Genomic DNA, 24285 nt, shown 5'->3' on the forward strand with positions numbered 1-24285 from the left:
GGTCTTGGAGCACCACGGCAGCGAGCCGTACGTCAGGGTCGAGCGGCACCGCGGGCGGTTCTCGGTCCCTAGGCCTAGGATGCCTGCGTGACCGAGCGCTCCACCTGGACCACCACGACCCACCACTGGGCGAAGGACGTCGACCTCGACCACCTGGCAGCCGTCCGGGCGGAGCTCTCCCGGCCCGGGGTCGCCGGCGGGCGCCGCCACCTGATTCTCGAGGTGCTTGCGTACGCCGATGACGAGGCCGCAGCGGCGGGGCGTCGCGGCACCGTCCAGGTCACCCACCTCGAGGACGGCGGCATCTCGGTCGACGACGACGGACGGGGCACCGACACCCGCCTCGACGAGCGGGGAGAGCCCATCCGCAAGCCCGTGATGGCCACGGCCGACGTCCGCTTCGGCGACCCCGCCACGGCGCCGCTCCTGCCCGACGGGCTCCGCCGACGGGGCATGTCGACCGTCGCAGCGCTCAGCACGGTCCTGATCCACGAGAACCATCGGTACGACGGCGCATGGTCCCAGACCTATCGCCACGGCATACCCGACGCCGACCTCGCGCCCGTCGTCCCGCGGGTCACAGCGGGACCGTGGTCACGTTCCACGCCGACGTCGACGGCCCCGACCGGCTGACGCCGGGAGATCTGCTGGCCTTCTCCTTCCTGGAGGTCCGGGTCAGCGGTCCTCGCGCGTGAGCTGGAACATCCGGTGGTCGCGCCACCGGCCGCCGATCTGCAGGTAGCGCGGCGCGACCCCGATCGCGGTGAACCCGTTGCGGACCAGCACGCGTTGCGACCGCACGTTGTCGACCAGCGTGCTGGCCTCGACGCGGTGCAGGGCGAGCTCGCCGAACGCCAGGTCGAGCATCTCGGCGACGGCCTGGCTCGCATACCCCCGGCCGTTGGCGTGCTCGGCCACCCAGTAACCGAGGTGGCACGACTCGAACGCGCCGCGAATCACGTTGGCCAGCGAGATCCGGCCGACGATCGCGCCTGCGTCGTCGACGACCACGTGGGCGCGGCCCTGGTTGGCGCGCGACAGGGAGGTCAGGACGGCCAGCACCTGCGCCTGACCATCCTCGGTGAACCAAGCCTCCTGTCGTTCCGGCTCGTAGGGCGCCAGGAAGTCACGGTTCGCCACGTACGCCGCCGCCAGCTCGGCCGCGTCCTGGATCTCCGCCGGCCGCGTACGCATCACTGCGCCTCGCGCCGCCTGTCGATCTTCTGGCGCGCGTTGTAGTCGCGCAGGCGCTGCGGGTAGGAGACGATCCCCGCGTCGTGGGCCGGCACCTTCATCTTCGCGGCCAGGCGGTGGCCGGCCTCGACCGATCTCACCGTGCGCCTCGTCGACTCCCCGTCCCACGCGACCAGCAGCATCGACGGCGTGGAGATGGTGGTCTCGGGCTCGATCCAGGCCTCGACGCCTTCCCGTTCGCGGGCCCACGCCACGAGGTGCGCCTCAGCCGCGTCGACGACGGCGGCCTTCTCCTTAGCGCGCTCGCGACTGACCTTCGGCTTCCGGCTGAACCACCCCACGGATCCATGATGGCGTACGCACCAACCACGGCCACCAACATCGACGTCGTCCGGCGTCGACAGCGGACTGCCCGGCTGCAACGATGGCGCCCATGACTACCACCTACGACGTTGTAGTGCTGGGTGCAGGCAGCGGCGGCTACGCGGCCGCCCTGCGTGCAGCCCAGATGGGACTCACGGTCGCCCTTGTCGAGAAGGACAAGGTGGGCGGAACATGCCTGCACCGTGGCTGCATCCCCACCAAGGCCTGGCTCCACGCCGCCGAGATCGCCGACCAGACTCGGGAGAGCGAGAAGTTCGGCATCAGGTCCACCCTCGACGGCATCGACATCGAAGGCGTCAAGAAGTACGCCGACGGCGTGGTTGACCGCCTCCACAAGGGACTCACGGGCCTCATGAAGCAGGACGCCATCGAGACCGTCGCCGGCGACGGCGTGCTCACCCCCGAGGGCGTCAGGGTCGGCGACCGACTCCTGCAGGGCCGCTACACGGTCCTCGCGTCGGGCTCGACCTCCCGCACGCTCGGCCTGCCGGTCGACGGCGAGCGGATCATCACCAGCGAGCACGCGCTGCGCCTGGACGAGCTGCCGAAGACGGCGATCGTGCTCGGCGGCGGCGTCATCGGCGTCGAGTTCGCCTCGGCATGGACCTCGCTGGGTGTCGAGGTGACCGTGGTCGAGGCCTTCGATCGTCTCGTGCCCGCCGAGGACCCCGAGATCTCCAAGGCCCTGGCGCGCGCGTTCAAGAAGCGCGGCATCAAGGCCCTCGCCGGCACCCCGATGAAGTCCGCCGAGCGGACCGACTCCGGCGCACGCCTCACCCTGGAGGACGGCGCCACCCACGAGGCCGACGTGCTCCTGGTGGCCGTGGGCCGTGGGCCGGTGTCCGAGGGACTGGGCTACGAGGAGTCCGGGGTCACGCTCGACCGCGGCTTCGTCACCGTCGACGACCGCCTGCGCACCACGCGGGAGAACACGTACGCCGTGGGCGACCTCGTCCGTGGGCTGCAGCTCGCCCACCGCGGCTTCGCCCACGGCATCTTCGTGGCCGAGGACATCGCCCACCGCGAGGGGAAGCTCGACGAGGCCCCCACGCTGGTGGCCGACGTGGAGATCCCCAAGGTGACCTACTGCGATCCCGAGATCGCCTCGGTCGGCCACTCCGAGGAGACGGCCCGCAGGGAGTTCGGCGACGAGGTGGAGACCTACTCCTACAACCTCGGCGGCAACGGTCGCTCGCAGATCCTGGCCACGCAGGGCTTCATCAAGGTCATTCGCCGCAAGGACGCCGAGGTCGTCGGCATCACGATGATCGGCGCCCGTGTGGGCGAGCTCGTCGGGGAGGCCCAGCTCATCACCGCCTGGGGCGCCTATCCCGAGGAGGTCGCCTCGCTCGTCCACGCCCACCCCACCCAGAACGAGGCGCTCGGCGAGGCCCACATGGCGCTGGCGGGCAAGCCGCTGCACGCGCACGCCTGATCCCACCCAGCCCTTCCGTCCACGACGCCACGGCCCACCCGTGCGGGCCGTGGCGTCGCGCGTGCACGGGGTGCGTACGGGCGGCGCCACGGGGCGTACGCGCGCCTGATCGACGAAAAAATGTGCGGCCCCCGGTGCGCGTCGCTGGGGTGTCCAATACGGTGGAGTGGAAACAGATGGATGCTGTGGTCACGCCCTCGTGCCACAGGGATAGGGTGTCCCCACAGCAGAATTGACGACGATCCCGAGGAGTCTCGTAAATGTCGACCGAAGTAACCCTTCCCGCCCTTGGTGAGTCCGTCACCGAAGGCACCGTGTCCCGCTGGCTGAAGCAGGTGGGCGACACCGTTGAGGTCGACGAGGCCATCGTCGAGATCTCCACCGACAAGGTCGACACCGAGGTCCCCTCCCCGGTCGCCGGCACCATCCTCGAGATCAAGGCCGAGGAGGATGAGACGGTCGAGGTCGGCGCGGTGCTCGTCGTCATCGGTGACGAGGGCGAGTCCGTCGGCTCCGGTGGCTCCGACGACTCCGCCGAGGCGGAGCCGGAGCCCGAGGCCGAGCAGCCCACGCAGGAGGAGAAGGAGGAGACCGAGGACGCCGCCCGCGAGGAGGCCGAGGCCGAGGGCCAGGCAGATCCGGCGGAGCAGCCGAAGCCCAAGGGCGAGACGAAGAAGTCGTCCGGCTCGGGCACCGAGGTCGCGCTCCCCGCGCTGGGTGAGTCGGTCACCGAGGGCACCGTCTCCCGCTGGCTGAAGCAGGTCGGCGACTCGGTCGAGGTCGACGAGCCGCTCGTCGAGATCTCCACCGACAAGGTCGACACCGAGGTCCCGTCGCCGGTCGCCGGCACGGTCATCTCGATCAACGCCGACGAGGACGAGACCGTCGAGGTCGGCGCCGTCCTGTGCGTCGTCGGTGACGCCGACGCCGCCGGTGGCGACGACGAGGCTGATGACGAGCCCGAGGCCCAGCCCCAGCGCGCCGCCGAGGACGAGGCCCCGGCTCAGGATGAGACGAAGTCCGAAGACGCCCAGTCCGTCGAGTCGGTCGAGTCACAGGCGGAGGCCGGCGACGAGGGTGGCCAGGCTCCGATCCCCGCACCGTCCAAGGAAGAGTCGCCGAAGCAGGAGTCCCCGAAGCAGGACGCCCCGAAACAGGACGCCCCCAAGCAGGACGCCCCCAAGCAGGAGTCGCCGAAGCCAGCCGCGCCGCGCGCCACGTCGGGTGACGACGCCGCGTACGTCACGCCGCTGGTCCGCAAGCTCGCCGCCGAGCACGGTGTCGACCTCGCCGGCCTGAAGGGCACCGGCGTCGGCGGCCGCATCCGCAAGCAGGACGTCCTGACCGCCGCAGAGGAGGCCAAGAAGGCGGCCTCCGCCCCGGCCGCCGCGGAGAAGCCCGCCGCCGCCCCGGCCGCGTCGTCGGCCGACGCCGACGCGAAGCGTGGCACGACCGAGAAGCTCTCGCGCATGCGCATGACGATCGCCAAGCGCATGGTCGAGTCGCTCCAGACGTCGGCTCAGCTGACGGCGACCGTCGAGGTCGACATGACCACGATCAGCCGCCTGCGCGCCCAGGTGAAGGACGACTTCAAGGCCCGCAACGGCGCCTCGCTGTCGTTCCTGCCGTTCATCACGAAGGCCGTCGTCGAAGCCCTGCGCGTCCACCCGAAGATCAACGCCACGATCGACACCGAGGCCGGCACGGCCACGTTCGCCAACGCCGAGCACATCGGCATGGCCGTCGACACCGAGCGTGGCCTGATGGTCCCGGTCATCAAGGACGCCGGCGACCTCAACATCGGCGGCATCGCGAAGAAGATCGGCGAGCTGGCCGACAAGGCCCGCACGGGCAAGGTCACGCCGGACGACCTCATGGGTGGCACGTTCACGATCACGAACTACGGCTCGGCCGGCACCCTGTTCGACACGCCGATCATCAACCAGCCGCAGGTCGCGATCCTCGGCACGGGCGCCCTGGTGAAGCGTCCGATGGTGATGACCGACAAGAACCTCGGCGAGACCATCGCGGTCCGCGACATGATGTACCTGTCGCTGACCTACGACCACCGTCTCGTCGACGGTGCCGACGCGGCCCGCTTCCTCTCGGCGGTCAAGGAGCGCCTCGAGGAGGGCGACTTCGGTCCCGAGTTCGGCCTCTGATCCAGCCGCGCGGACGCGGCCGTCACCTCCGGGTGGCGGCCGCGTCCGCGTCTTCCGTCCGTTCGGACCGGTGCGCCGCCGCAGCCGGGTCCTAGGCTGGTGGGGAACCGAGGAGAACCCATGATCGAGCGACCGCCGACCGACGCGCCCACCGAGGACGCCCCCGACCCGAAGCGCTGGAGGGCGCTCGGGGTCCTGGCGGCGGGGCTGTCGATGATCGTGCTCGACGGGACGATCGTGGGTGTGGCGCTACCCGCGATCATCGCCGACCTCCACCCTCCACCTCACCGACGCCCAGTGGGTCAACTCGCTCTACAGCGTCGTGTTCGCCGCCCTGCTGCTCACCACGGGCCGCCTGGGTGACCGCTGGGGACGCCGGGGCATCTTCATCGCCGGGGTCCTGGTGTTCGTCACAGGCTCGATCATGGCCGCCGCGGCCGGGGGTGCCGGGGCGCTGATCTGGTCGCGGGTGGTGCAGGGGCTGGGCGGTGCCATGATCCTGCCGTCGACCCTGTCGACGGTCAACGCCACCTTCCGCGGCCGCGACCGTGCCGCCGCCTTCGGCGTCTGGGGTGCGGTGATGTCCGGCATGGCCGCGGTCGGTCCGCTGCTCGGCGGATGGCTGACGCAGTCGCTCGACTGGCGGTGGATCTTCTGGGTCAACGTCCCGTTCGGCGCCGCGATCCTCGTCGGCGCCTTCCTGTGGGTTCCCGCGACCCGCGGCCTCCCGGGTCGCAGGGGCCTCGACGTCGACGGCCTGCTCACCTCTGGCATCGGGTTCGGCGCCCTGGTGTTCGCCCTCATCGAGGGCAACCAGCTCGGTTGGTGGCGGCCCAAGGAGCAGTTGACGGTGCTGGGCCTCACCTGGCCGACCACTGCCCCGGTCTCCCCCGTCCCCGTCCTGGCGGTCCTCGGCGTCGCCTTCATCGGCCTGTTCGTCCTCTGGGAGCGTCACCGCGCCCGGGTCCGCCGCGACGCCCTGCTCGACCTCGACCTCTTCCGTACGCCGACGTTCGCCTGGGGCAACATGACGGCCATGGCGGTCGCGATGGGAGAGTTCGCCCTGGTCCTGGTGCTGCCGCTCTACCTCATCAACGTGGTCGGCCTGTCGGTGCTGAGCACGGGCCTCGTCTTGGCGACGATGGCGCTGGGTGCGTTCTTCGCCGGTGCCTCGGCGCGCCACCTCGCCGCACGGCTGGGTGCCTCGGGGACGGTCGTGCTGGGGCTCGCCCTGGAGGTCGTCGGTGTGGCGGCGGTTGCCACGGCGGTCGTCCTGCGCGTCAGCCCCGTGGTCCTGGCCGCCGTGCTGGTCGTCTACGGGATCGGCCTGGGTCTGGCCTCGGCCCAGCTCACGTCCACCGTGCTGGCCGACATCCCCGCCGAGCTCTCCGGGCAGGGTTCCGCGACCCAGTCGACCGTACGCCAGCTGGGCTCTGCGCTCGGCTCCGCGGCCGCCGGGACGGCGCTGGCCGTGGGTCTCACCGCCAGCCTGCCCGACCGCCTGGCGGGCCTGGTCCCGCCCGCCCAGGCCTCCGCACTGACCGAGTCCGTCATCGCGTCGGCGGGTGGGGTGATCGCCGGCATGCGTACGCACGGCGCGACGCCGGTGACGGACGCCCTGGCCGCCGGCTTCGCGCAGGCCACCGCCCTGGCGGTCGGGCTCGCGTGCGGCTTCCTCGCCCTGGGCCTGATCGGTTCGCTCGCCGTGCGGCGGGCCGACCGCCGCAGCGCGGTGCCACCGGTCGGGCACGAGGTCGACTGACCCCTGCGGGTTCGCCAGATCCGGTGCCCGTGACGCAGGAGGGCGCTGGGCCGTGGCCGCAGCTGCCGCCCTGGTCGGTGACGGCCTGCTGGTCGTCGCGGCCCAGACCGTGCTCGGCGCCCTCCGCGGGTTGTGACCTCAAGCCGACCGGCGGGCGTATAGTCCCCGCATGCTCGAATTCCGCCGTCTGGGTTCCGTCGACTACCTCGAGGCCTGGGACCTGCAGCGCCAGGTGCACGACGATGTCGTTGCCACCGGCGAGGGAGTGGTCCTGTTCCTGGAGCACCCGCCGGTCTACACCGCGGGGCGGCGCACCGAGGACCATGAGCGGCCCGTCGACGGCACGCCGGTCGTCGACGTCGACCGCGGCGGCAAGATCACCTGGCACGGCCCCGGACAGCTGGTGGCGTACCCGATCGTCACGCTCCCCCAGAGTTCCGACGACCAGCCGGGCATCGGCGTCGTCGACTACGTGCGCCGCCTCGAGGAGGCGATGATCCGCATGATGGCGGGCTACGGCATCGCCACGGGACGCGTACCGGGCCGCTCGGGCGTGTGGCTCTCCCCCGACCCCCAGCGCGGTCTGCCGGAGCGCAAGATCGCGCAGATCGGCATCCGCGTCTCCCACAACACGACCATGCACGGGCTCGCGATCAACGTGGCCCCCGACATGGGCGACTTCGGCAAGATCGTGCCCTGCGGGATCGCCGATGCGGGCGTGACGTCCATGGCGATGGAGCTCGGCGACGCGGCGCCGACCGTCGACGAGGTCGCCGACGCCCTGCAGCCCCAGCTGGCCGAGATGCTCGGGTGGCAGCCGTACGAGCCGTCGCCCGACCTCACCCACGACCAGGCGCCGACCGAGGGCGTCACCTACGGGCTCACGGTCTGACCCCGTCTGGCCCCGCGCTCTGCGGGGCTCGCGACCTGACCGAGTGGGCGGTCGTCCCGTACGCGCTGGCCGCGACCGTGGTCGTCGGGATCCTCTCTCTGCTGGGCCTCACCGCGGCGCTGATCGGCCGGAGCACTCTCGCAGGACTGGGCACCTCCTCGCGTGGGGCATCCTCACGGTGCTCAACCACTGGTTCCTCAGGATCCTGCTGAAGGAGGCCGGCTGGAAGGACCCGCCCTGGGTGGGGCTCGAGATCGCCATCACCCACGTGCTCACGCTCGTCTCCCCCAGCAGCCACAAGGGCGATGCCATCTGGCTGTCGGCGGTGGTGCTCGTCGGGACGGCCATGTTCGCTGTCGGCGCAGGCTGGCTGGCGCTGACCCGTCGCGACGTCCGCTGACCCGGCGTACCATGGCCCGGTGACTGTTACCCCCGAAGGCCGCAAGATGCTCCGACTGGAGGTCCGCAACGCGCAGACCCCCATCGAGAAGAAGCCGAGCTGGATCAAGACGACGGCGAAGATGGGGCCCGAATACCGCGACCTCCACGCGCTGGTGAAGGACGAGGGCCTCCACACCGTGTGCCAGGAGGCCGGCTGCCCCAACATCTTCGAGTGCTGGGAGGACCGCGAGGCGACGTTCCTCATCGGCGGCGACTCCTGCACGCGCCGCTGCGACTTCTGCCAGATCGAGTCGAAGAAGCCCGAGGAGTACGACACGGGCGAGCCGGTGCGCGTGGCCGAGTCGGTGAAGACGATGGGTCTGAAGTACGCGACCATCACCGGCGTGTGCCGCGACGACCGGGAGGACCTGGGCGCGTGGCTGTACGCGGAGACGATCCGCAAGGTTCACGAGATGAACCCGGGCGTGGGCGTCGAGATGCTCGCCCCCGACTTCAACGGCCGCCCCGAGCTCCTCGGCCAGCTGTTCGAGGCGAGGCCTGAGGTGTTCGGCCACAACGTCGAGACCGTCCCCCGCATCTTCAAGCGCATCCGTCCGGGCTTCCGCTACGAGCGCTCGCTCGACGTACTGACTCAGGCGCGTGACGCCGGGCTGGTCACCAAGTCGAACCTGATCCTCGGCATGGGCGAGACCCGCGAGGAGATCAGCCAGGCCCTGCGCGACCTCTACGACGCGGGCACCGAGCTCATCACCATCACGCAATACCTGCGTCCGACGCCGATGCACCACCCGATCGAGCGCTGGGTGACGCCCGACGAGTTCACCGAGCTCGGCCAGGAGGCCGAGCAGATCGGTTATGTCGGCGTCATGAGCGGCCCGCTGGTACGTTCCTCCTACCGCGCCGGCCGTCTCTACCGTCAGGCCATGGAAGCGCGCGCGAACCAGGACAAGAAGGATGCGGTGAATGGCTGAGCAGCTCAGCGCCAAGGAACGTCAGGCCCAGGTCAAGGCCGCGAAGAAGGCCGAGAAGGAACGTCGCCGCAGTTCCACCGACCCGGCCGACATGGGGCGCATCCGCCAGATCCGTGAGGCCTACCGGCTGACCCACGAGTACGACAAGCCGCTGCCGTGGATCATGCTCGGCTGCCTGCTGGCGCCGATGCTGTTGTTCGTGATCATCGGGCTGGTGTTGAAGGCCACGTGGTTCACGTGGATCATGCTGGTCCTCACCGGTGTGCTGTTCGGCATCATGCTGGCGATGTGGGTCCTGACCCTGCGTACGAAGAAGGCGACGTTCGCCCGCTACGCCGACCAGGCCGGCTCGGCCGAGGTGGCCCTGCAGATGCTCGGCAACAAGTGGATCCACGACCCGGTGATCAACGTGAACCGCCACCAGGACGTCGTCCACCGCGCCATCGGCCCAGCCGGTGTCGTTCTCGTGTCGGAGGGTGACCCCCACCGCGCCAAGCAGCTGTTGATGCAGGAGAAGTCGAAGCACGAGAAGTTCGCTGGCCACAACGTCGTCGTCCACACCATCCAGATGGGCAACGCCGAGGGCCAGGTCCCGCTGAACCAGCTGACCAAGCACGTGTCGAAGCTGCCGAAGACGCTCGAGCCCCACCAGATCACCGCGGTGAAGTCGCGCCTGCGCGCCGTAGACGCCGTGCGTCCCAAGGCGCCGATCCCCCGTGGTCCGGTGCCCACGAGCATGAAGGGCGCCCGCAAGGGCATGCGCGGCCGCTGAGCCGTCGCCCCCTCCGCCACAACAGGCCGAAAACTCCACAGCAGGCGTTGCATCGCCTGTTGTGGAGTTTTCGGCCTGTTGTGCTGTGTCAGCGTCGTCGTGCGACCTCGGCGTCCCAGACGTCGCGCAGGCGCTGCGGCTCGGCCAGATCTGCCCATGTCCACCTCAGGACGCCCCAACCAGCGGTACGTAGGTCGCGCTCGCGCCGCTTCTCCTGCAGCACGACCTCCTCGGGTGCGCCGTAGGTACCCGCGTACTTCACCGCACCGTCGAACTCGCCGACGACTCGTTCGTCCTCCCACAGGAAGTCGGGACGCGCGATGAACAGGCCCGTACGCGGGCAGAACACCTCCACCTGCAGCTGCGGCGCAGGGATCCCTGCCCGGTGGAGCGTGACGCGTGAGTATGACTCGCCCGGTGTCTCGGCCCGCCCGTCGGCCAGGCGGGCAGCGGCCTTCGCACCGCCGATGCCTCGCCGGCGCCCCAGGCCCTCCAGCCCGACGAGCAGCAGGTCGGGATCGATCCCCTCCCCCGCGACGACGTCCGCCACGGCGACCGCTTCCTCGAGCGGGCGCGTCATCATCACGTCCAGCACCGTCCGCAGGCGTGACGTCGCCCGTACCCCCGCGACAAGGGCCACCTCGTCGGCCTCGAAGGCACCGGGGTGGACATGCAGATGGCGGCTCCGCCACGACTGCGTGGCGGACTCCCTGGTCACGTGGACCCGGTCGAGAGCGGAGCCCCACACGGGCAACCCGTGCAGCACCGCCGCGGAGACGTGGCTGACGACCGACGTCGGGTCGATCTGGGTGAGTGTGGCGAGGACGAGCCGCCGGTGCCGGTCGACCGCCGTCCCCTCCAGCGGTTCCTCCGCGTACACACCTCGGCGGATGGGGAACAGCTCTCTCCCGCGTACTCGCCGGGCGATGTCGTTGGAACGGAATCCCTCGGACGCGAGTGAGCGTGTGGTGCGCTGCATGCCCTTCACACATACCCCGCCTTCGCGGGGGATTGGCACATCCGGCCACAAACACAGGCCGAAAACTTCAGCACAGGCCGGCCAACGCCTGTTGTGGAGCTTTCGGCCTGTTGTGGGAGGGAGGGGGTACGCCGGCGGCAGACTAGACTCACCCGACGTGTCGACTCCCGCCCCCAACCTGATCAACGCCGAGCGCATCTCGAAGCAGTACGCGACGCGTACGATCCTCGACCACGTGACCCTGGGGCTGGGCCGCGGCGACGTCATCGGCGTGGTCGGCCGCAACGGTGACGGCAAGTCGACGCTGCTGGGCATCCTCACCGGGCGCATCGATCCCGACGACGGTCGCGTCACTCGCAGCGGCGCGGTCTCCATCGGCTCGCTGGACCAGGTCGACACCTATCCCCCGACCGCGACGGTCCGCGACGTGATCGTCGGCGGTGACCCGGACCACGTGTGGGCGTCCGACTCCTACCGTCGCGGCGTCGTCGAGCACCTGCTCGCCGACATCGACCTCGATGCGCCGGTCAGCCGGCTGTCGGGCGGTGAGCGCCGGCGTACCGCGCTGGTGGCGATCATGCTCGGCGAGCACGACCTGCTGGTGCTCGACGAGCCCACGAACCATCTCGACGTCGAGGCCGTCGCCTGGCTGGCGGAACACCTCAACACGCTCCAGCAGCGTGACGTGGCCATGCTGGTGGTCAGCCACGACCGCTGGTTCCTCGACGCGATCTGCAACCGTGTGTGGGAGGTCCATGACGGTGTGGTCGACGCCTACGACGGCGGGTACGCGGCGTACGTGCTGGCCCGCGCCGAGCGCGCCCGCCAGGCCGCCGCGAACGAGGCACGACGCCAGAACCTGGTCCGCAAGGAGCTCGCGTGGCTGCGACGCGGCGCGCCCGCGCGCACGTCGAAGCCGAAGTTCCGCATCGACGCCGCCAACCAGCTCATCGAGGACGTGCCGCCGCCGCGCGACAAGCTCGCCCTGCAGCAGTTCTCGGTGACGCGCCTGGGCAAGGACGTGTTCGACCTGACGGACATGACATACGACCTGCCGACCGGCCAGCGGCTGTTCAACCAGCTCACCTGGTCGATCGGCCCGGGCGAGCGCATCGGGCTGGTCGGCGTCAACGGCGCGGGCAAGTCGACGCTGCTGCGGCTGCTCGACCACAGCCTCGAGCCGACGTCCGGTCGGGTGAAGCAGGGCAAGACGCTGCGCATCGGTCACCTCACCCAGGCCGTGCGCGAGCTCGACGACTCCGACCGCGTCCTCGACAACGTCAACCGGCTCAAGCAGGAGACGAAGCTCGCCACGGGTCGCGAGGCCACGGCGAGCCAGCTGCTCGAGGAGTTCGGCTTCACCGGCGACAAGCTCGTCACGCGCATCGGCGAGCTGTCGGGCGGGGAGCGACGCCGCCTGCAGTTCCTGCGGCTGCTGATGGCCGAGCCGAACGTGCTGCTCCTCGACGAGCCCACGAACGACCTCGACATCGACACGCTGACAATCATCGAGGACTACCTCGACGGCTGGCCCGGCACGCTCATCGTCGTCAGCCACGACCGCTACTTCCTCGAGCGCGTCTGCGACGTCACCTACGCACTGATGGGCGATGGCCGCTGCGTCCTCCTCCCGGGCGGTGTGGACCAGTACCTGGAGCACCGGCGTACGCGCGAGCGCGGCGAGTCGAAGTCGCAGCAGGTCGCCGCCGACTCCCCCACCGCGAAGCCGGCGGCGTCTGGTTGGTCGGCCTCGGCGGCGGAGGTACGCCAGGCCAAGAAGGACATGGCCCGCGCCGAGCAGCAGATGTCGAAGCTCACGGCGCGGATCGAGAAGCTCCACGCCGAGATGGCGGAGGCCGCCGCCGACTACGTACGTCTGGCCGAGCTGCAGCAGAAGGTCGACGCGCTGACCGCGGAGCACGACGAGCTGGAGATGGCCTGGCTCGAGGCGGCGGAGGTCGCCGGCTGACATGGCCCGCGTACGCCGCATCCTCGTCCTCGGGGTCATCGTTGCGCTGCTGGTGACCCTGCCGTCGGTGATCGACGCGGGGCCGGCGTACGGGCGTTCGGTGGTGGGCGTGGCCCGGCGTACCGATGGTGCGGTGGTGGTCGTGACGGCGTGGTGCATCGGCAACCGCGAGGAGGACGTCCGCATCACCAGCTACAAGGAGGCGGAGGTCGGAGAGGAGCTCTACCGCACGCGCGGCCCGTCGAGCGACCCGTTGACCGTCGTGACAGCTGGCAAGCCGGACCGCGGCTTCGAGGTGCTGGTGAACCGGCCGATGCCTGACCATCCGATGATCGCGTACAACGCGGGGGCACGCCGCGACTGGCTGATCAAGCGCACTTACCCGTCGGCGGCGACGGTCTTCGTGCTGGGCGAGCTGCCGTTGACCGATGCCCCGGTCCCCGAACAGGTGATGGTCGGCCACCTCAAGGTCGTGCCGGTGCAGCAGCTCATCGCCGCCAAGTGCGTCGATCCCGGCTGAGGCGTACGCGGGTCAGCGGCGGTTGACGACGACGGTGCCGTTGACGAGGTCGTGGAGGCCGCGGCGGTGCATGCCGATCACGATCGCTGGCAGCACGAGGCAGATCATGGCCTGCCGCAGCGCGGCGCGCAGGATGCCGACGGGTTCGCCGTCGAGACGGATCACGGCGATGCGGGCGACGAGCTGGCCGAACGAGCCCCCGGTGGTCGCGGTGAGGATCGTCGACCCGACGTAGAAGACCGCCAGGATCATGAACGAGCGCCAGCCGTTGTCGCGGACCACGCCGGGGCCGAAGATCGCCACGGCGACGAGCATCGAGGCGGCCCAGTCGCCGACGAGGGCGGCGATGCGGGCACGCCAGCTGGCCAGCGATCCACGGCCCTTCTCCGGCAGGCCGATGGTCTCGCCGATCCACTTCTCCTCGATTTCCGTCGCGCTCACGCCGCCGATCCTAGGCCGTGGCCTGTAACACGCCCGAAACATGGCGGCAAAGCCCCGGAAATGACCACGACGTAAGGTCGGACCCGTAACCAACCACATGGAGGAAACATGTTCACCGGTGCCGACGACTTGCTCGCCTACCTCAAAGACGAGAACGTCGAGACCGTCGACGTGCGGTTCTGCGACCTGCCCGGCGTGATGCAGCACTTCACGGTCCCGGCCCGCGCGTTCGACGAGTCGGTCTTCTCCGACGGGCTGAGCTTCGATGGGTCGTCGGTACGCGGGTTCCAGAAGATCCACGAGTCCGACATGGCGCTGCTGCCGGACCCCACCACGGCGTACATCGACCCGTTCCGCAAGTCGAAGACGCTGTGCGTGAACTTCTTCGTCCACGATCCGCTGACCAAGGAGGCCTACAGCCGCGACCCCCGCAACATCGCACGCAAGGCGGAGGCCTACATGGCCTCGACGGGCATCGGCGACGCGGCGTACTTCGCGCCGGAGGCCGAGTTCTACGTCTTCGACGACGTGCGCTTCGAGACCAAGCAGAACGCGGGCTACTACCACATCGACTCCATCGCCGGCGCGTGGAACACCGGCCGCGAGGAGGAGGGCGGCAACCGCGGCTACAAGGTGAAGTACAAGGGCGGCTACTTCCCCGTCGCGCCGACCGACCACTTCGGCGACCTGCGCGACGACATCGTCCGCCACATGGAGAACCTCGGCCTCGAGGTCGAGCGGGCCCACCACGAGGTCGGGACCGCCGGCCAGGCCGAGATCAACTGGCGCTTCAACACGCTGATGAAGTCCGCCGACGACGTCATGAAGTTCAAGTACATCGTGAAGAACACCGCGTGGGCCGCCGGCAAGACGGCGACGTTCATGCCGAAGCCGATCTTCGGCGACAACGGCTCGGGGATGCACGTCCACAGCTCGATCTGGAACGACGGCAAGCCGCTGTTCTACGACGAGGGCGGGTACGCCGGCCTGTCGGACATGGCACGTCACTACATCGGCGGCCTGCTCAAGCACGCCCCGTCGCTGCTGGCCTTCACCAACCCGACGGTGAACTCCTACCACCGCCTCGTGCCGGGCTTCGAGGCGCCGGTCAATCTGGTCTACTCCTCGCGCAACCGCTCGGCGTGCATCCGCATCCCGATCACGGGCTCCAACCCGAAGGCCAAGCGCGTCGAGTTCCGCTGCCCCGACCCCTCGTCGAACCCCTACCTCGCCTTCTCGGCGATACTGCTGGCCGGCCTCGACGGCATCCAGAACAAGATCGAGCCGCCGGAGCCGATCGACAAGGACCTCTACGAGCTGCCGCCGGCCGAGTACGACGACATCGCCGTCGTGCCGCCGACGCTGGAGGCCGTGCTCGACTCGCTCGAGGAGGACCACGAATACCTGCTGCAGGGCGACGTGTTCACCGAGGACCTGATCGAGACGTGGATCGACCTGAAGCGCGCCGACGTCGACGCCGTACGCGTGCGCCCGCACCCGCACGAGTTCGAGATGTACTACGACATGTGATCCGTACGCGACGGCCCCGCTCGAAGAAGCGGGGCCGTTGTCGTTGGCACGGAGCAGTTCCTCAGCAACCCGCTCCCGCCCCGCGAGGACGAGGAGCGTGCCAGGCAGTTCGTCGCCTCGGCGCTGTCGTCGTGACCTGTCGCGCTCAGCGCGGCGCGCCGGGCGGCTGACCGCCGGGGCCCATCGGTCCGCGCGAGCCACCGGTGGCGCTCACACCGCCGCCCGGCTCCACCCGCATCGTGAGGGCGGCGGTGTATCCCTGCGACACCGATCCCGTGACGGACGCAAGCTGGAGGACTCCCCCGTCCTCGCCGAAGACGTTGTCGCTCTGCAGCGACAGTCGGGACAGGTTGGCGGTGCTGCCCGCGTACGCGGACTCGCGGTAGACCTCCTCGCAGACGCTCTGCGGCAGCGCCAGCTGGGACGTCTGCACGATCTGGCCCGAGCCGGAAGTCGCCTCCGCCACCGAGCTGAACACCTCGAAGTGGATGTGCGGCCAGCGCCCGGCGTAGCAGCCGGGGAAGACCGTCGTGAAGGACACGTTCCCATGGGCGTCGGTGGGCTGGACGCCGCGGAGGTAGTTCTGGTCGGTGTGCCCGGACGAGTACAGCGAATAGCTCCCGTCCGGCGTGCAGTGCCACAGGTAGACCGCGCCGTTCGCCACGGGTGCCAGGGCCTCGCCGGTCAGGACAGTGAGGTTGACCGTCAGGGGTACGCCGGTGACCTCACCTGAGCTGGCACCGAACGACCTGGTCAGGTCCTGCCGGACGATGCCCTCGGCGTCGAGGGTGTTGACGCCGTTCGAACCGTCCCCCGGGTAGGGACCGGCCGTCTCCTCGGGGATCTCGGCCAGTCCGCCGGCAGCGCTCGTGGTCGGGCCGCTCGTGGATGCCCCGGTCGCCCCGGCCGCGGCCGCGCAGCCGGCGAGCCCGGCGGCGCCGAGCCCGCCCAGGACGCCGAGCAGGCCGCGGCGGCTCAGCGTACGCAGGTCGTGGTGAAGCCCCTCGGTGTGCTGGGGTGTGGTCATGGTTCTCCTCCGGTCGTCGGTCCCTCCACCGTCGCGACCCGACCTGTGCGGCCGCTGAGAACCGGGTGTGCAGCACCTGCGGGCCGACGCTTCCTACGACGGAACCCAGCCCCGCCTTGGTGGCCGACTGACCTGCGACGCGCCTACCCTGTGCGGGCCCGCCCAGATTGGAGTAGTCATGAAGCGTCCCGTGATCCTGACCGCCGCCGCCACCCTCGCGCTGGCCGGGTGCGGTACGCCGCCCCCGGAGAACACGGCCGCGCCATCGGCGTCGGCGTCCGCGTCGAAGCAGGCGTCGCAGAAGCCGAGCGCGACGCCGTCGGCCGCCCCGACGCCGACCGCCTCTCCGACCCCGGCCGGCTCGACCGAGCTGAAGAGCGGCGCGAACCACAACGAGCGCGCGGCGGCGTACGCCTATCCGGCGAATGACGTGCACGACTGGCTGCACGGCGCGAAGGAGAAGTCGCCGACCTACCCGAAGGACAAGAAGGTCGCCTTCCTGACCTTCGACGACGGACCGACGACCTCCACGCCGAAGGTGCTCGATGCGCTGAAGGAGGCCGGCGTGCCGGCGTCGTTCTACATCATCGCCGGCCCGCAGGGACTGGAGAAGTCCGACCCGGCGATCCTGAAGCGCACCATCGCCGAGGGTCACGCGGTGTGCATCCACACCTACTCCCACAGCTACAAGACGCTCTACCCGGGCAACCGCGCGAGCGCAGACAACATCGTCGCCGACTACGACAAGGCCGTCGCATCGGTACGCAAGGTCCTCGGCGACGGTTACTCCTCGAAGTGTCAGCGCTACCCCGGCGGTCACGGCTGGAAGGCGATGGAGGCGTCCGACAAGGCCATGCAGGCCAAGGACGTCTGGTATCTCGACTGGAACTCCGAGAACGGCGACGGCACCGACTCCGCCCCGGGCTCCGGCGAGGGCCGCGCGGCGCGTGCGATGTCGACGCTGGGCTCGGGCCCGAACGTGGCGGTCGTGCTGATGCATGACTACCAGGGCTCCGACATCACCGTCGCCTCCGTCGCCCCTCTGGTCCAGCAGCTGAAGGCCAAGGGCTACGAGTTCGGCATCATCGGCTGACCCCTCGCCCGGCCCGACGAGCTGAAGGACCACGGGAGGACGATGAAGAAGTCCGAGCCGGGCAAGCTCGCGTACCTCGTGGCCCACAAGGAGAAGCACGGCATCCGCTGAGGCCCGTTCACCGCAGGTGGCGCAGGAAAGCCTGCGGGTCGCGCAGGAAGTGTCGCTGGTCGACGACGAGCGACAGGTCTTCCCACACGGTCTCGTGGAACCCGTCGCCGTCGAGCTCGAGGATCCGCGCGCCCGGCAGAGCCGCCAGCACCGGTGAGTGGGTCGCCACGACGAGCTGGGCCTTCGGCTCGGCCATCAGGTCGATCATCATGGCCAGCAGCCGCAGCGACGACCCGAACGACAGCGCCGACTCGGCCTCGTCGAACACGTGGAGCCCGGGGCGCGGGCCGCCGCGGGCGAAGCAGCGGGTCTCGACGATCTCGAGGAACGACTCGCCGTGGCTCATGTGGTGGAGCCCGGGCGAGCCGATCGACTCGAGATAGGTGTAGTAGCCGTGCATCGTCTCCCCGCGCAGGAAGAACCCGTCCTTCGACGCGCCCGCTCCCCGCTCGACGCGCAGGTCGTCGGCCAGCGGTGACTCGGTGGCCGCGGTCTGGTGCATCGCACCGGCGGAGCCGCCCTCCGGGTTCAGGCCGTACGCCGCGGCCAGCGCCTCGACGATCGTCGACTTGCCCGTGCCGTTGTCGCCGACCAGCACCGTGGCCTGCCCCAGGTCGAGCCCCTCGGTGAGGAGCTGGCGTACGGCTGGGACGGTGTGGGGCCACAGGCGTCCCACGGTCACGTCGTCGCGCGCCCTCACCCGTCGCACGGGGCGCGCCACCTGCCAGTCGTCGATCACGCGACAGACGGTACGCGACCCCACCGACACGACCCGTCCGGTCGTCGGGTAGGCATGGACCTGACCGAAGGAGCGCCCATGCCACGCCAGATCGCCACCAACACCTCCGTCGACCTCGACGGGCTGCTGGAGTTCGTCCGCCCGCGTCACCACATGCTGCTGATCACCCGCCGCGGCGACGGCTCCCCACAGGCGTCGCCCGTCACCGGCGGGGTCGACGACTCCGGCCGGATCGTGATCGCGACCTACCCCGAACGTGCGAAGACCCGCAACGCCCGCGCCCGCGCGGACGTGAGCGTCGTCGTGCTCTCCGACGAGTGGAACGACGCCTGGGTGCAGGTCGACGGCACCGCCGACGTGGTGGACGCGGCCGACGACGTGGAGCCTTTCGTCGAGTACTTCCGCAACATCGCCGGCGAGCACTCCGACTGGGACGACTACCGGAAGGCGATGGTCGACCAGGGCAAGTCCCTCATCCGGGTCACACCCACGTCGTGGGGCCCGGTCGCCACGGGCGGGTTGCCTGCCCGGCTCGCCTGACCGGGAGACCTGCGCCCGGCCGCGGGCTCACTTGTGGAAGACCGACACCCCGCTGTCCATGGCGGTGACGAAGAAGTTCTCACGGCCGCCAAGTGCCCCGTCCTTCTTGACCGAGCAGGCCGGCTTCTCGTCCAGGCGCGTGTTCTTCGGCACGACCTGGACCTCGGGAAGGTCGGCGGCACAGCGCACGTCGGAGTACTTCTGGCCGCGCGCGCCCGCTTCCTGCACGGCCTTCAGCATCGCCAGCTGGACGCCGCGGGAGGTCACGACGACGTCGCGCTCGGGCACGACGAACGTGATCAGCGCAGCGCTCTCCTTGGTGACCTGGACCTTGTGGCGGATCGGCTGGCCGGCGTAGGTGACCGTGCATTCGTACTGCTTGTTCCCCGTCGGCGTGCACGTCGCGCTGATCGGTCTGTCCAGGGCGGACTGCTGCAGGACCTCGTTCTCCAGGCGGTAGCGGATCTGGTCGCCCATCCGATGTTCCTTCGACGCGCTCGGATCCGGGTTCTTCGCCGGATCGGACAGCGACGGCTTGCCCTTCTCCGGGGCGAGGCCCTCCGGGAGCGGTACGCCGTCGCCTCCGCCGGAGCAGCCGGCGGCGACCAGGCACGCGGCCACCTGGCGGTCAGGACAGCACTCTTGAAAGTCGACATGGTCCCCCATCTTGGCGGCTCGTCGGTTCATGCCCCGCGGGAGACGGCGGTCGCCTCGACCTTCCGAGACCGCGTCGGTCCTAGGAGTGCGGCGGCCTGGGCCACCACCCGACCCAGGGGTACTTCCGGCCGTTGAGCCACTTGCCGAGCCACGTCGAGCGGACCAGCAGGTGATAGCTGCCGAGCAGGACGAGCGTGCACCCGACGATGACGACCAGCGACTTGAGCAGCCACGGCAGCGGCGAGCCGAGCAGCAGGAACTGGGCGAGGACCACGAGGGGCAGGTGCACGATGTACATCCAGTAGGAGGCGTCGGCGACGTAGCGGGCGGCGAAGCTCTCGGCGGCGAACAGCTGCGCGAACATGCCGAGGAAGCCGTAGCACCACGCCCACACGGCCACGGCCACGACCAGGCGCATCCACCAGGGCGTCACGGTGGACTCCATGTTGAACTCGGCGCCCCCACGCACCACGAGCAGCGATGTGGTCGCGAGCGCGAGGAGGAGGTGCACGGGCCACGACCTCATCAGTCGGGGCAGCGCCTCTTCCCGCCCCCAGCAGAACCAGCCAGTCAGGAACGCGCCGAGGAAGGCGATGCTCGAGGGCAGCTCGGGGAGCAGGGTGACGGGGCCGCCGATGATCTTGTGCGAGAGCTCCAGGCCGGCCCAGTAGGTGGCGGCGGGCACCAGGACACCCCCGGGTCTGGTGAGCAGGTCACCCAGGAGCACACCGGACCGCTCGGCCCAGGCGTACCGCCCCACGAGGGCGCGGGCGACCAGGACCACGGCGTACAGCTGGAGCAGCGTCCACAGGAACCAGAGGTGACCGGGCGACAGGATCAGCAGCCACAGGGGTACGCCGGGCGGCGGCTCGGGAGGCGGGACCCCCTGACCCGCGTAGGTGAGCGCCCCCACGGCGATCAGGGCGATGAGCATCAGGGGTGCGAACACGACGAACGGGAGCCCGATCCGCTTCAGCCGGTCCTTGACGAAGGACGCCGTTCCGCGGCGCCCCACCGACATGCGCGCGAAGAAACCCGCGAGGAAGAGGAAGAGCGGCATCCGGAACAGGTGGATCCACATGGACAGGACGCCGGCGACGGGAGAGGTGCGGGTGTCGGTGACGAGCCACGGGAAGCTCGGGACATAGGCGAGCAGTCCGTGCAGCACGATCCCGAGGAGCAGCGCGGCCCCGCGGAGCGCGTCGAGGCCGTGGATGCGCTGACGGGGTGCGGCCGTCGTCTCGGTGGTGACGGTCCGGGCGGACATGTCAGGCCTCCGGCTCGGGGCCCACGCCGGGCAGGACGGTGTCGATGAACTGCTGGAACCTGTCGGGGTGGACGATCGCGATGCCCTGGTCCCGGTCGGCGAGGACCAGCAACGTGTCGCCGGGCTTGATCCCGTAGAGGTCGCGGGCGGCCTTCGGGATGACGATCTGTCCCTTTTCGCCGACGACGACCGTCGCCGCGTGCTTGCCGGGTGGATTCATGACTCCTCCTAGGTGAACCAGTAGGAAAAGTGTAACTCATCCCACCCGTCACCGAGACGGCCATGTCCGCACCCGCGAGGCCATCGGCGTGACGACGGCGACGTTCGCGCACGGCGGGACGGCCGGCGAGCGTGTCCCGGGCTCTGGCGCGCCCGGTCAGACGATCTTCTTCACCACACGCATGGGCGCATGGGAGAGCACGAACCCCATGGGCACCCACGGCCACGCCGGGACGAACGCCTTCGTCTTCCGCGCCTCCATTGCGGCGACCATGGCGCGCACGCCCGTCTGCGTGTCGACCATGAACGGCACGTCGGCGCCCTCGTTCATCTCCGAGCGGATGTAGCCCGGGTAGAGCACGGACACGTCGATGCCGGTGCCGTCCAGCTCGGCGGCCAGGCCCTCGCCCATGCGCGCGACGGCGGCCTTGGTGGCGGCATAGATGTTGAAGTACTTGCGCATGCCGCGCAGCGCCGACATCGACGACACGAGCACGAGGTGTCCACGCCCGCGGGGACGCAGCAGCTCCAGCGCCGACTCGCACTGGTTCAACGTGCCGATGAGGTTGGTCTGCACCGCCATCCGGTTGGCCTCGGCCTTGCCCTTGCCGATCGTCGCGCCGCCGCCGACCCCCGCGTTGGCGATGAAGCGCGCGATCCCTCCATGGGCGGTGTCCGCATCGCGGAACACCCGTGAGACGGCCTCGTGGTCGGCGACGTCGAGCGCGTGGGTGGTGACCTTCACGCCGTAGGTCTTCTCGAGGTCGGCCGCGAGCGCGTCGAGGCGGTCGACGCGGCGGGCGCACAGGGCGAGGTCGCAACCCTTCGCGGCGAGCTGGCGGGCCATCTCGGCGCCGAGCCCGGACGAGGCCCCGGTGATCAGGGTGGTCAGGCGTTCATCAGTGCGAGGCATCGCTGCTCCAAATAGATCACGGCCTGCCGGAATTCAGCGAAGGCCTCGTTGGTCGTCTGTCCGTGGAAGTACCGGTAGTGGATCTGCTGGGCGATCCCGGCGAGCCGGAACAGCCCGAAGACGTCGTAGAACCGCCACTGCTGCGGGGTCACGGTGAGCCCCGTCCGCGCGGCGTAGCGTTCCACCACCTCGGCGCGGGTGAGCATGCCGGGCGCGTTCGTCGGCTGGCGACGGAAGGCTTGGAAGACCTTGTCGTCACCGGCCTCGACCCAGTACGCCAGCGACGAGCCGAGATCCATCAGCGGGTCGCCGACGGTCGCGAGCTCCCAGTCGAGGACGCCGCGGATCGTGGTCGGGTCGGCCTCGTCGAGCACGAGGTTGTCGAAGCGGAAGTCGTTGTGGATGAGGCACTGGCCCACGTCGCCGGGCTGGTTGTCCCGCAGCCACCCGATCACTGCCTCGTAGTCGCCGACGTCCGGCGTACGCGCGGCCGCGTACCGCTTCGCCCAGCCCTCGACCTGGCGCCGAACGTAGCCGTCGCCGCGCGACAGCCCGCCCAGGCCGAGCGCCTCGACGTCGGCCGCGTGCAGGTCGGCGAGCGTGTCGACGGCACGCTCGCACAGCGTGCGCACCTGGTCCTCGGTGATGTCGGCGGGCATGTCGCGGCGCAGGATCAGCCCCGGCACCTTCTCCATCACGTAGAACTCCGAGCCGATCACCGACTCGTCGCCGCAGTACGCGACCATGCGCGGCACCAGCGCGAACCCACCGGCCAGCGCGGCCTGCAGGTCGTGCTCACGCTTCATGTCGTGGGCACCCCGCGACTTCGTCCCGGCCGGCGGGCGGCGCAGGATGAGCTCACGGTCGGGCCACGTCAGCTGGTAGGTCAGGTTCGACGCGCCCCCGGAGAACTGGCGCACGCCGGGCTCACCCGCCACGTCGACGCCTTGGCCGCGCAGCCAGTCGGCGACGGCGGCGGCGACGAAAGCGTCCTCGTCGCGGACGTCGCGGGGCTCGTTGGCGGCGCTTGTCATCGTGCCTCCCTGTACTTCTTGAGCTCATGGCGGGCCACCTGGTTGAGGTGGACCTCGTCGGGGCCGTCGGCGAGCCGCAGTGAGCGCGCGGCGGCGTACGCCATGGCCAGCGGTGCGTCCTGGCACATGCCCTGGCCGCCGTGGAGCTGGATGGCCATGTCGATGACGTCGCAGGCCATGCGTGGCACCGCGGCCTTGATCTCGGAGACACCGGAAGCGGCACCGCGTACTCCATCGGTGTCGAGGAGCCATGCGACGTGGAGGACGTGCAGGCGGGCCTGATTGATGCGGATGCGCGCCTCGGCGATGCGCTCGCGGTTGCCGCCGAGGTCGATGAGGTTCTTCCCGAACGCCTCGCGTGACAGACCACGACGGATGGCGAGCTCGAGCGCGTTCTCGGCCAGACCGATGAGGCGCATGCAGTGGTGGACGCGGCCCGGCCCCAGGCGCCCCTGGGCGATCTCGAACGCACGGCCGGGTCCCGCGATGATGTTGGATGCGGGCAGGCGTACGCCCGTCAGCGATACCTCGCCATGACCCAGCGGCTCGTCCCACTGCCCCATCGCCTGGAGCATGCGCTCGACGCGTACGCCGGGGGCGTCCATGGGCACGATGACCATGGAGTGGCGGTGGTGCTTGTCGGCGTCGGCGTCGGTGACCCCCATGAAGATGCCTACCTTGCAGTCGGGATGGCCGGCTCCCGACGACCACCACTTTCGGCCGTCGAGGACGACCTCGTCGCCGTCGAGGCGGGCGGTGGCCTCCATCGTCGTGGCGTCCGACGAGGCGACGCCGGGTTCGGTCATGAGGAAGGCGCTCCTGATCTCGCCGGCGAGGAGCGGCTCGAGCCACTGCTCCTGCTGCTCGGCCGAGCCGTACTTCAGCAGGACCTCCATGTTGCCGGAGTCGGGCGCGTTGCAGTTCAGCACGATCGGCGCGAGGAACGACCGGCCGCTGCGCTCGGCGATGCGTGCGTAATCGACGTTGCTGAGGCCGCCGTGGTCGGCGGGCAGGAACAGGTTCCACAGGCCACGCTCGCGCGCCTTCGCCTTGAGTTCGTCGATGCGCGGGTCGACGTCCCAGAAGGTGCCGTCGTCGCGACGTGCGCCCTCCCCTCCGCTCTCCGGTCGAGGAGCGCGGCGACGAGACGGGAAGTCGATCTTCGCCTCGAGGGGCTCCACCTCGGTGGCCAGGAAGTCGTCGACGGCGGCGAGCAGCTGGGCGCCTCGGGTGCTCGGTGAGAGGTCCATGACTTGATCGTGACACGTTATT

24 protein-coding genes and 1 pseudogene are annotated in these 24285 nt (G+C 70.1%); 13 read left to right on the forward strand and 12 right to left on the reverse strand.

Going from position 1 to position 24285, the window contains the following annotated elements:
- Positions 1–87 precede the first annotated feature (87 nt).
- Positions 88–633 (forward strand): ATP-binding protein, encoded by a 546-nt coding sequence (locus ACYVGD_RS07890; protein WP_460742680.1) that lies wholly within the window; start codon positions 88–90, stop codon positions 631–633.
- A gap of 42 nt (positions 634–675) precedes the next feature.
- On the opposite strand, the gene ACYVGD_RS07895 is transcribed toward ACYVGD_RS07890, so the two are convergent.
- Complete coding sequence (locus ACYVGD_RS07895) at positions 676–1194, reverse strand: GNAT family N-acetyltransferase (RefSeq protein WP_460742681.1); 519 nt, start codon at positions 1192–1194, stop codon at positions 676–678.
- Positions 1194–1535 (reverse strand): hypothetical protein, encoded by a 342-nt coding sequence (locus ACYVGD_RS07900; RefSeq protein WP_460742682.1) that lies wholly within the window; start codon positions 1533–1535, stop codon positions 1194–1196. The genes ACYVGD_RS07895 and ACYVGD_RS07900 overlap by 1 nt, the downstream gene beginning before the upstream one ends.
- 92 nt (positions 1536–1627) lie before the next feature.
- On the opposite strand from ACYVGD_RS07900, the gene lpdA reads away from it, so the two are divergent.
- From lpdA to ACYVGD_RS07935, 7 genes and pseudogenes are all read left to right on the forward strand, one after another.
- Complete coding sequence (gene lpdA, locus ACYVGD_RS07905; RefSeq protein ID WP_460742683.1) at positions 1628–3013, forward strand: dihydrolipoyl dehydrogenase; 1386 nt, start codon at positions 1628–1630, stop codon at positions 3011–3013.
- A 260-nt stretch (positions 3014–3273) separates the two neighbouring features.
- The gene (gene sucB / locus ACYVGD_RS07910; protein ID WP_460742685.1) at positions 3274–5175 is read left to right on the forward strand and encodes a 2-oxoglutarate dehydrogenase, E2 component, dihydrolipoamide succinyltransferase; all 1902 of its coding nucleotides are present in this window, start codon (positions 3274–3276) and stop codon (positions 5173–5175) included.
- A gap of 120 nt (positions 5176–5295) precedes the next feature.
- Positions 5296–6937: pseudogene (locus tag ACYVGD_RS07915) on the forward strand (MFS transporter).
- Positions 6938–7106: 169 nt separating this feature from the next.
- Positions 7107–7829 carry a lipoyl(octanoyl) transferase LipB gene (gene lipB, locus ACYVGD_RS07920; RefSeq protein WP_460742687.1) on the forward strand — a complete coding sequence of 241 codons (723 nt, stop codon included), beginning with the start codon at positions 7107–7109 and terminating at the stop codon, positions 7827–7829.
- A 178-nt stretch (positions 7830–8007) separates the two neighbouring features.
- Positions 8008–8229 (forward strand): hypothetical protein, encoded by a 222-nt coding sequence (locus ACYVGD_RS07925; protein ID WP_460742688.1) that lies wholly within the window; start codon positions 8008–8010, stop codon positions 8227–8229.
- A gap of 46 nt (positions 8230–8275) precedes the next feature.
- Positions 8276–9202, forward strand: a complete 927-nt coding sequence (lipA, locus tag ACYVGD_RS07930) for a lipoyl synthase (RefSeq protein ID WP_460742906.1) — start codon at positions 8276–8278, stop codon at positions 9200–9202.
- On the forward strand, positions 9195–9974 hold the full coding sequence (locus ACYVGD_RS07935; RefSeq protein WP_460742689.1) for a DUF4191 domain-containing protein: 780 nt from the start codon (positions 9195–9197) through the stop codon (positions 9972–9974). The genes lipA and ACYVGD_RS07935 overlap by 8 nt, the downstream gene beginning before the upstream one ends.
- Positions 9975–10062: 88 nt before the next feature.
- On the opposite strand, the gene ACYVGD_RS07940 is transcribed toward ACYVGD_RS07935, so the two are convergent.
- A complete protein-coding gene (locus ACYVGD_RS07940) occupies positions 10063–10962 on the reverse strand; it encodes a hypothetical protein (protein ID WP_460742690.1) in 900 nt (299 codons plus the stop codon).
- A gap of 148 nt (positions 10963–11110) precedes the next feature.
- Here ACYVGD_RS07940 and ACYVGD_RS07945 point away from each other — a divergent pair, with 148 nt between their 5' ends.
- Both ACYVGD_RS07945 and ACYVGD_RS07950 read left to right on the forward strand, forming a co-directional pair.
- Complete coding sequence (locus tag ACYVGD_RS07945) at positions 11111–12922, forward strand: ABC-F family ATP-binding cassette domain-containing protein (RefSeq protein ID WP_460742691.1); 1812 nt, start codon at positions 11111–11113, stop codon at positions 12920–12922.
- A 1-nt stretch (position 12923) separates the two neighbouring features.
- Entirely contained in the window at positions 12924–13442 is a 519-nt protein-coding gene (locus ACYVGD_RS07950) for a hypothetical protein (RefSeq protein WP_460742692.1), read from the forward strand.
- Between the two features lie 12 nt (positions 13443–13454).
- Here the strand turns inward: ACYVGD_RS07950 and ACYVGD_RS07955 are convergent, their stop codons facing one another.
- Positions 13455–13883 (reverse strand): RDD family protein, encoded by a 429-nt coding sequence (locus ACYVGD_RS07955; protein ID WP_460742693.1) that lies wholly within the window; start codon positions 13881–13883, stop codon positions 13455–13457.
- A 108-nt stretch (positions 13884–13991) separates the two neighbouring features.
- On the opposite strand from ACYVGD_RS07955, the gene glnA reads away from it, so the two are divergent.
- On the forward strand, positions 13992–15413 hold the full coding sequence (gene glnA / locus ACYVGD_RS07960; RefSeq protein WP_460742694.1) for a type I glutamate--ammonia ligase: 1422 nt from the start codon (positions 13992–13994) through the stop codon (positions 15411–15413).
- A 145-nt stretch (positions 15414–15558) separates the two neighbouring features.
- Here the strand turns inward: glnA and ACYVGD_RS07965 are convergent, their stop codons facing one another.
- The gene (locus ACYVGD_RS07965) at positions 15559–16440 is read right to left on the reverse strand and encodes a dioxygenase family protein (protein WP_460742695.1); all 882 of its coding nucleotides are present in this window, start codon (positions 16438–16440) and stop codon (positions 15559–15561) included.
- Between the two features lie 178 nt (positions 16441–16618).
- Here ACYVGD_RS07965 and ACYVGD_RS07970 point away from each other — a divergent pair, with 178 nt between their 5' ends.
- On the forward strand, positions 16619–17533 hold the full coding sequence (locus tag ACYVGD_RS07970) for a polysaccharide deacetylase family protein (protein WP_460742696.1): 915 nt from the start codon (positions 16619–16621) through the stop codon (positions 17531–17533).
- 118 nt (positions 17534–17651) lie between these two features.
- Here ACYVGD_RS07970 and ACYVGD_RS07975 read toward each other — a convergent pair whose 3' ends face one another.
- Positions 17652–18383: an AAA family ATPase gene (locus tag ACYVGD_RS07975; RefSeq protein WP_460742697.1), complete on the reverse strand. Its 732-nt coding sequence runs from the start codon at positions 18381–18383 to the stop codon at positions 17652–17654.
- 78 nt (positions 18384–18461) lie between these two features.
- On the opposite strand from ACYVGD_RS07975, the gene ACYVGD_RS07980 reads away from it, so the two are divergent.
- Complete coding sequence (locus tag ACYVGD_RS07980; RefSeq protein WP_460742698.1) at positions 18462–18923, forward strand: PPOX class F420-dependent oxidoreductase; 462 nt, start codon at positions 18462–18464, stop codon at positions 18921–18923.
- Between the two features lie 27 nt (positions 18924–18950).
- Here ACYVGD_RS07980 and ACYVGD_RS07985 read toward each other — a convergent pair whose 3' ends face one another.
- From ACYVGD_RS07985 to ACYVGD_RS08010, 6 genes are all read right to left on the reverse strand, one after another.
- The gene (locus ACYVGD_RS07985) at positions 18951–19610 is read right to left on the reverse strand and encodes a hypothetical protein (protein WP_460742700.1); all 660 of its coding nucleotides are present in this window, start codon (positions 19608–19610) and stop codon (positions 18951–18953) included.
- A gap of 49 nt (positions 19611–19659) precedes the next feature.
- Positions 19660–20847, reverse strand: coding sequence for an acyltransferase family protein (locus ACYVGD_RS07990; RefSeq protein WP_460742701.1), 1188 nt, complete (start codon positions 20845–20847; stop codon positions 19660–19662).
- Position 20848: 1 nt separating this feature from the next.
- Complete coding sequence (locus ACYVGD_RS07995) at positions 20849–21067, reverse strand: AbrB/MazE/SpoVT family DNA-binding domain-containing protein (protein ID WP_460742702.1); 219 nt, start codon at positions 21065–21067, stop codon at positions 20849–20851.
- A 156-nt stretch (positions 21068–21223) separates the two neighbouring features.
- Positions 21224–21979 (reverse strand): SDR family oxidoreductase, encoded by a 756-nt coding sequence (locus ACYVGD_RS08000; protein ID WP_460742704.1) that lies wholly within the window; start codon positions 21977–21979, stop codon positions 21224–21226.
- Positions 21955–23013 (reverse strand): phosphotransferase family protein, encoded by a 1059-nt coding sequence (locus ACYVGD_RS08005; protein ID WP_460742705.1) that lies wholly within the window; start codon positions 23011–23013, stop codon positions 21955–21957. The genes ACYVGD_RS08000 and ACYVGD_RS08005 overlap by 25 nt, the downstream gene beginning before the upstream one ends.
- Positions 23010–24263: an acyl-CoA dehydrogenase family protein gene (locus ACYVGD_RS08010; RefSeq protein WP_460742707.1), complete on the reverse strand. Its 1254-nt coding sequence runs from the start codon at positions 24261–24263 to the stop codon at positions 23010–23012. Before ACYVGD_RS08010 ends, ACYVGD_RS08005 begins: the two co-directional genes overlap by 4 nt.
- Positions 24264–24285 lie beyond the last annotated feature (22 nt).

This window comes from Mariniluteicoccus endophyticus (assembly GCF_054780035.1).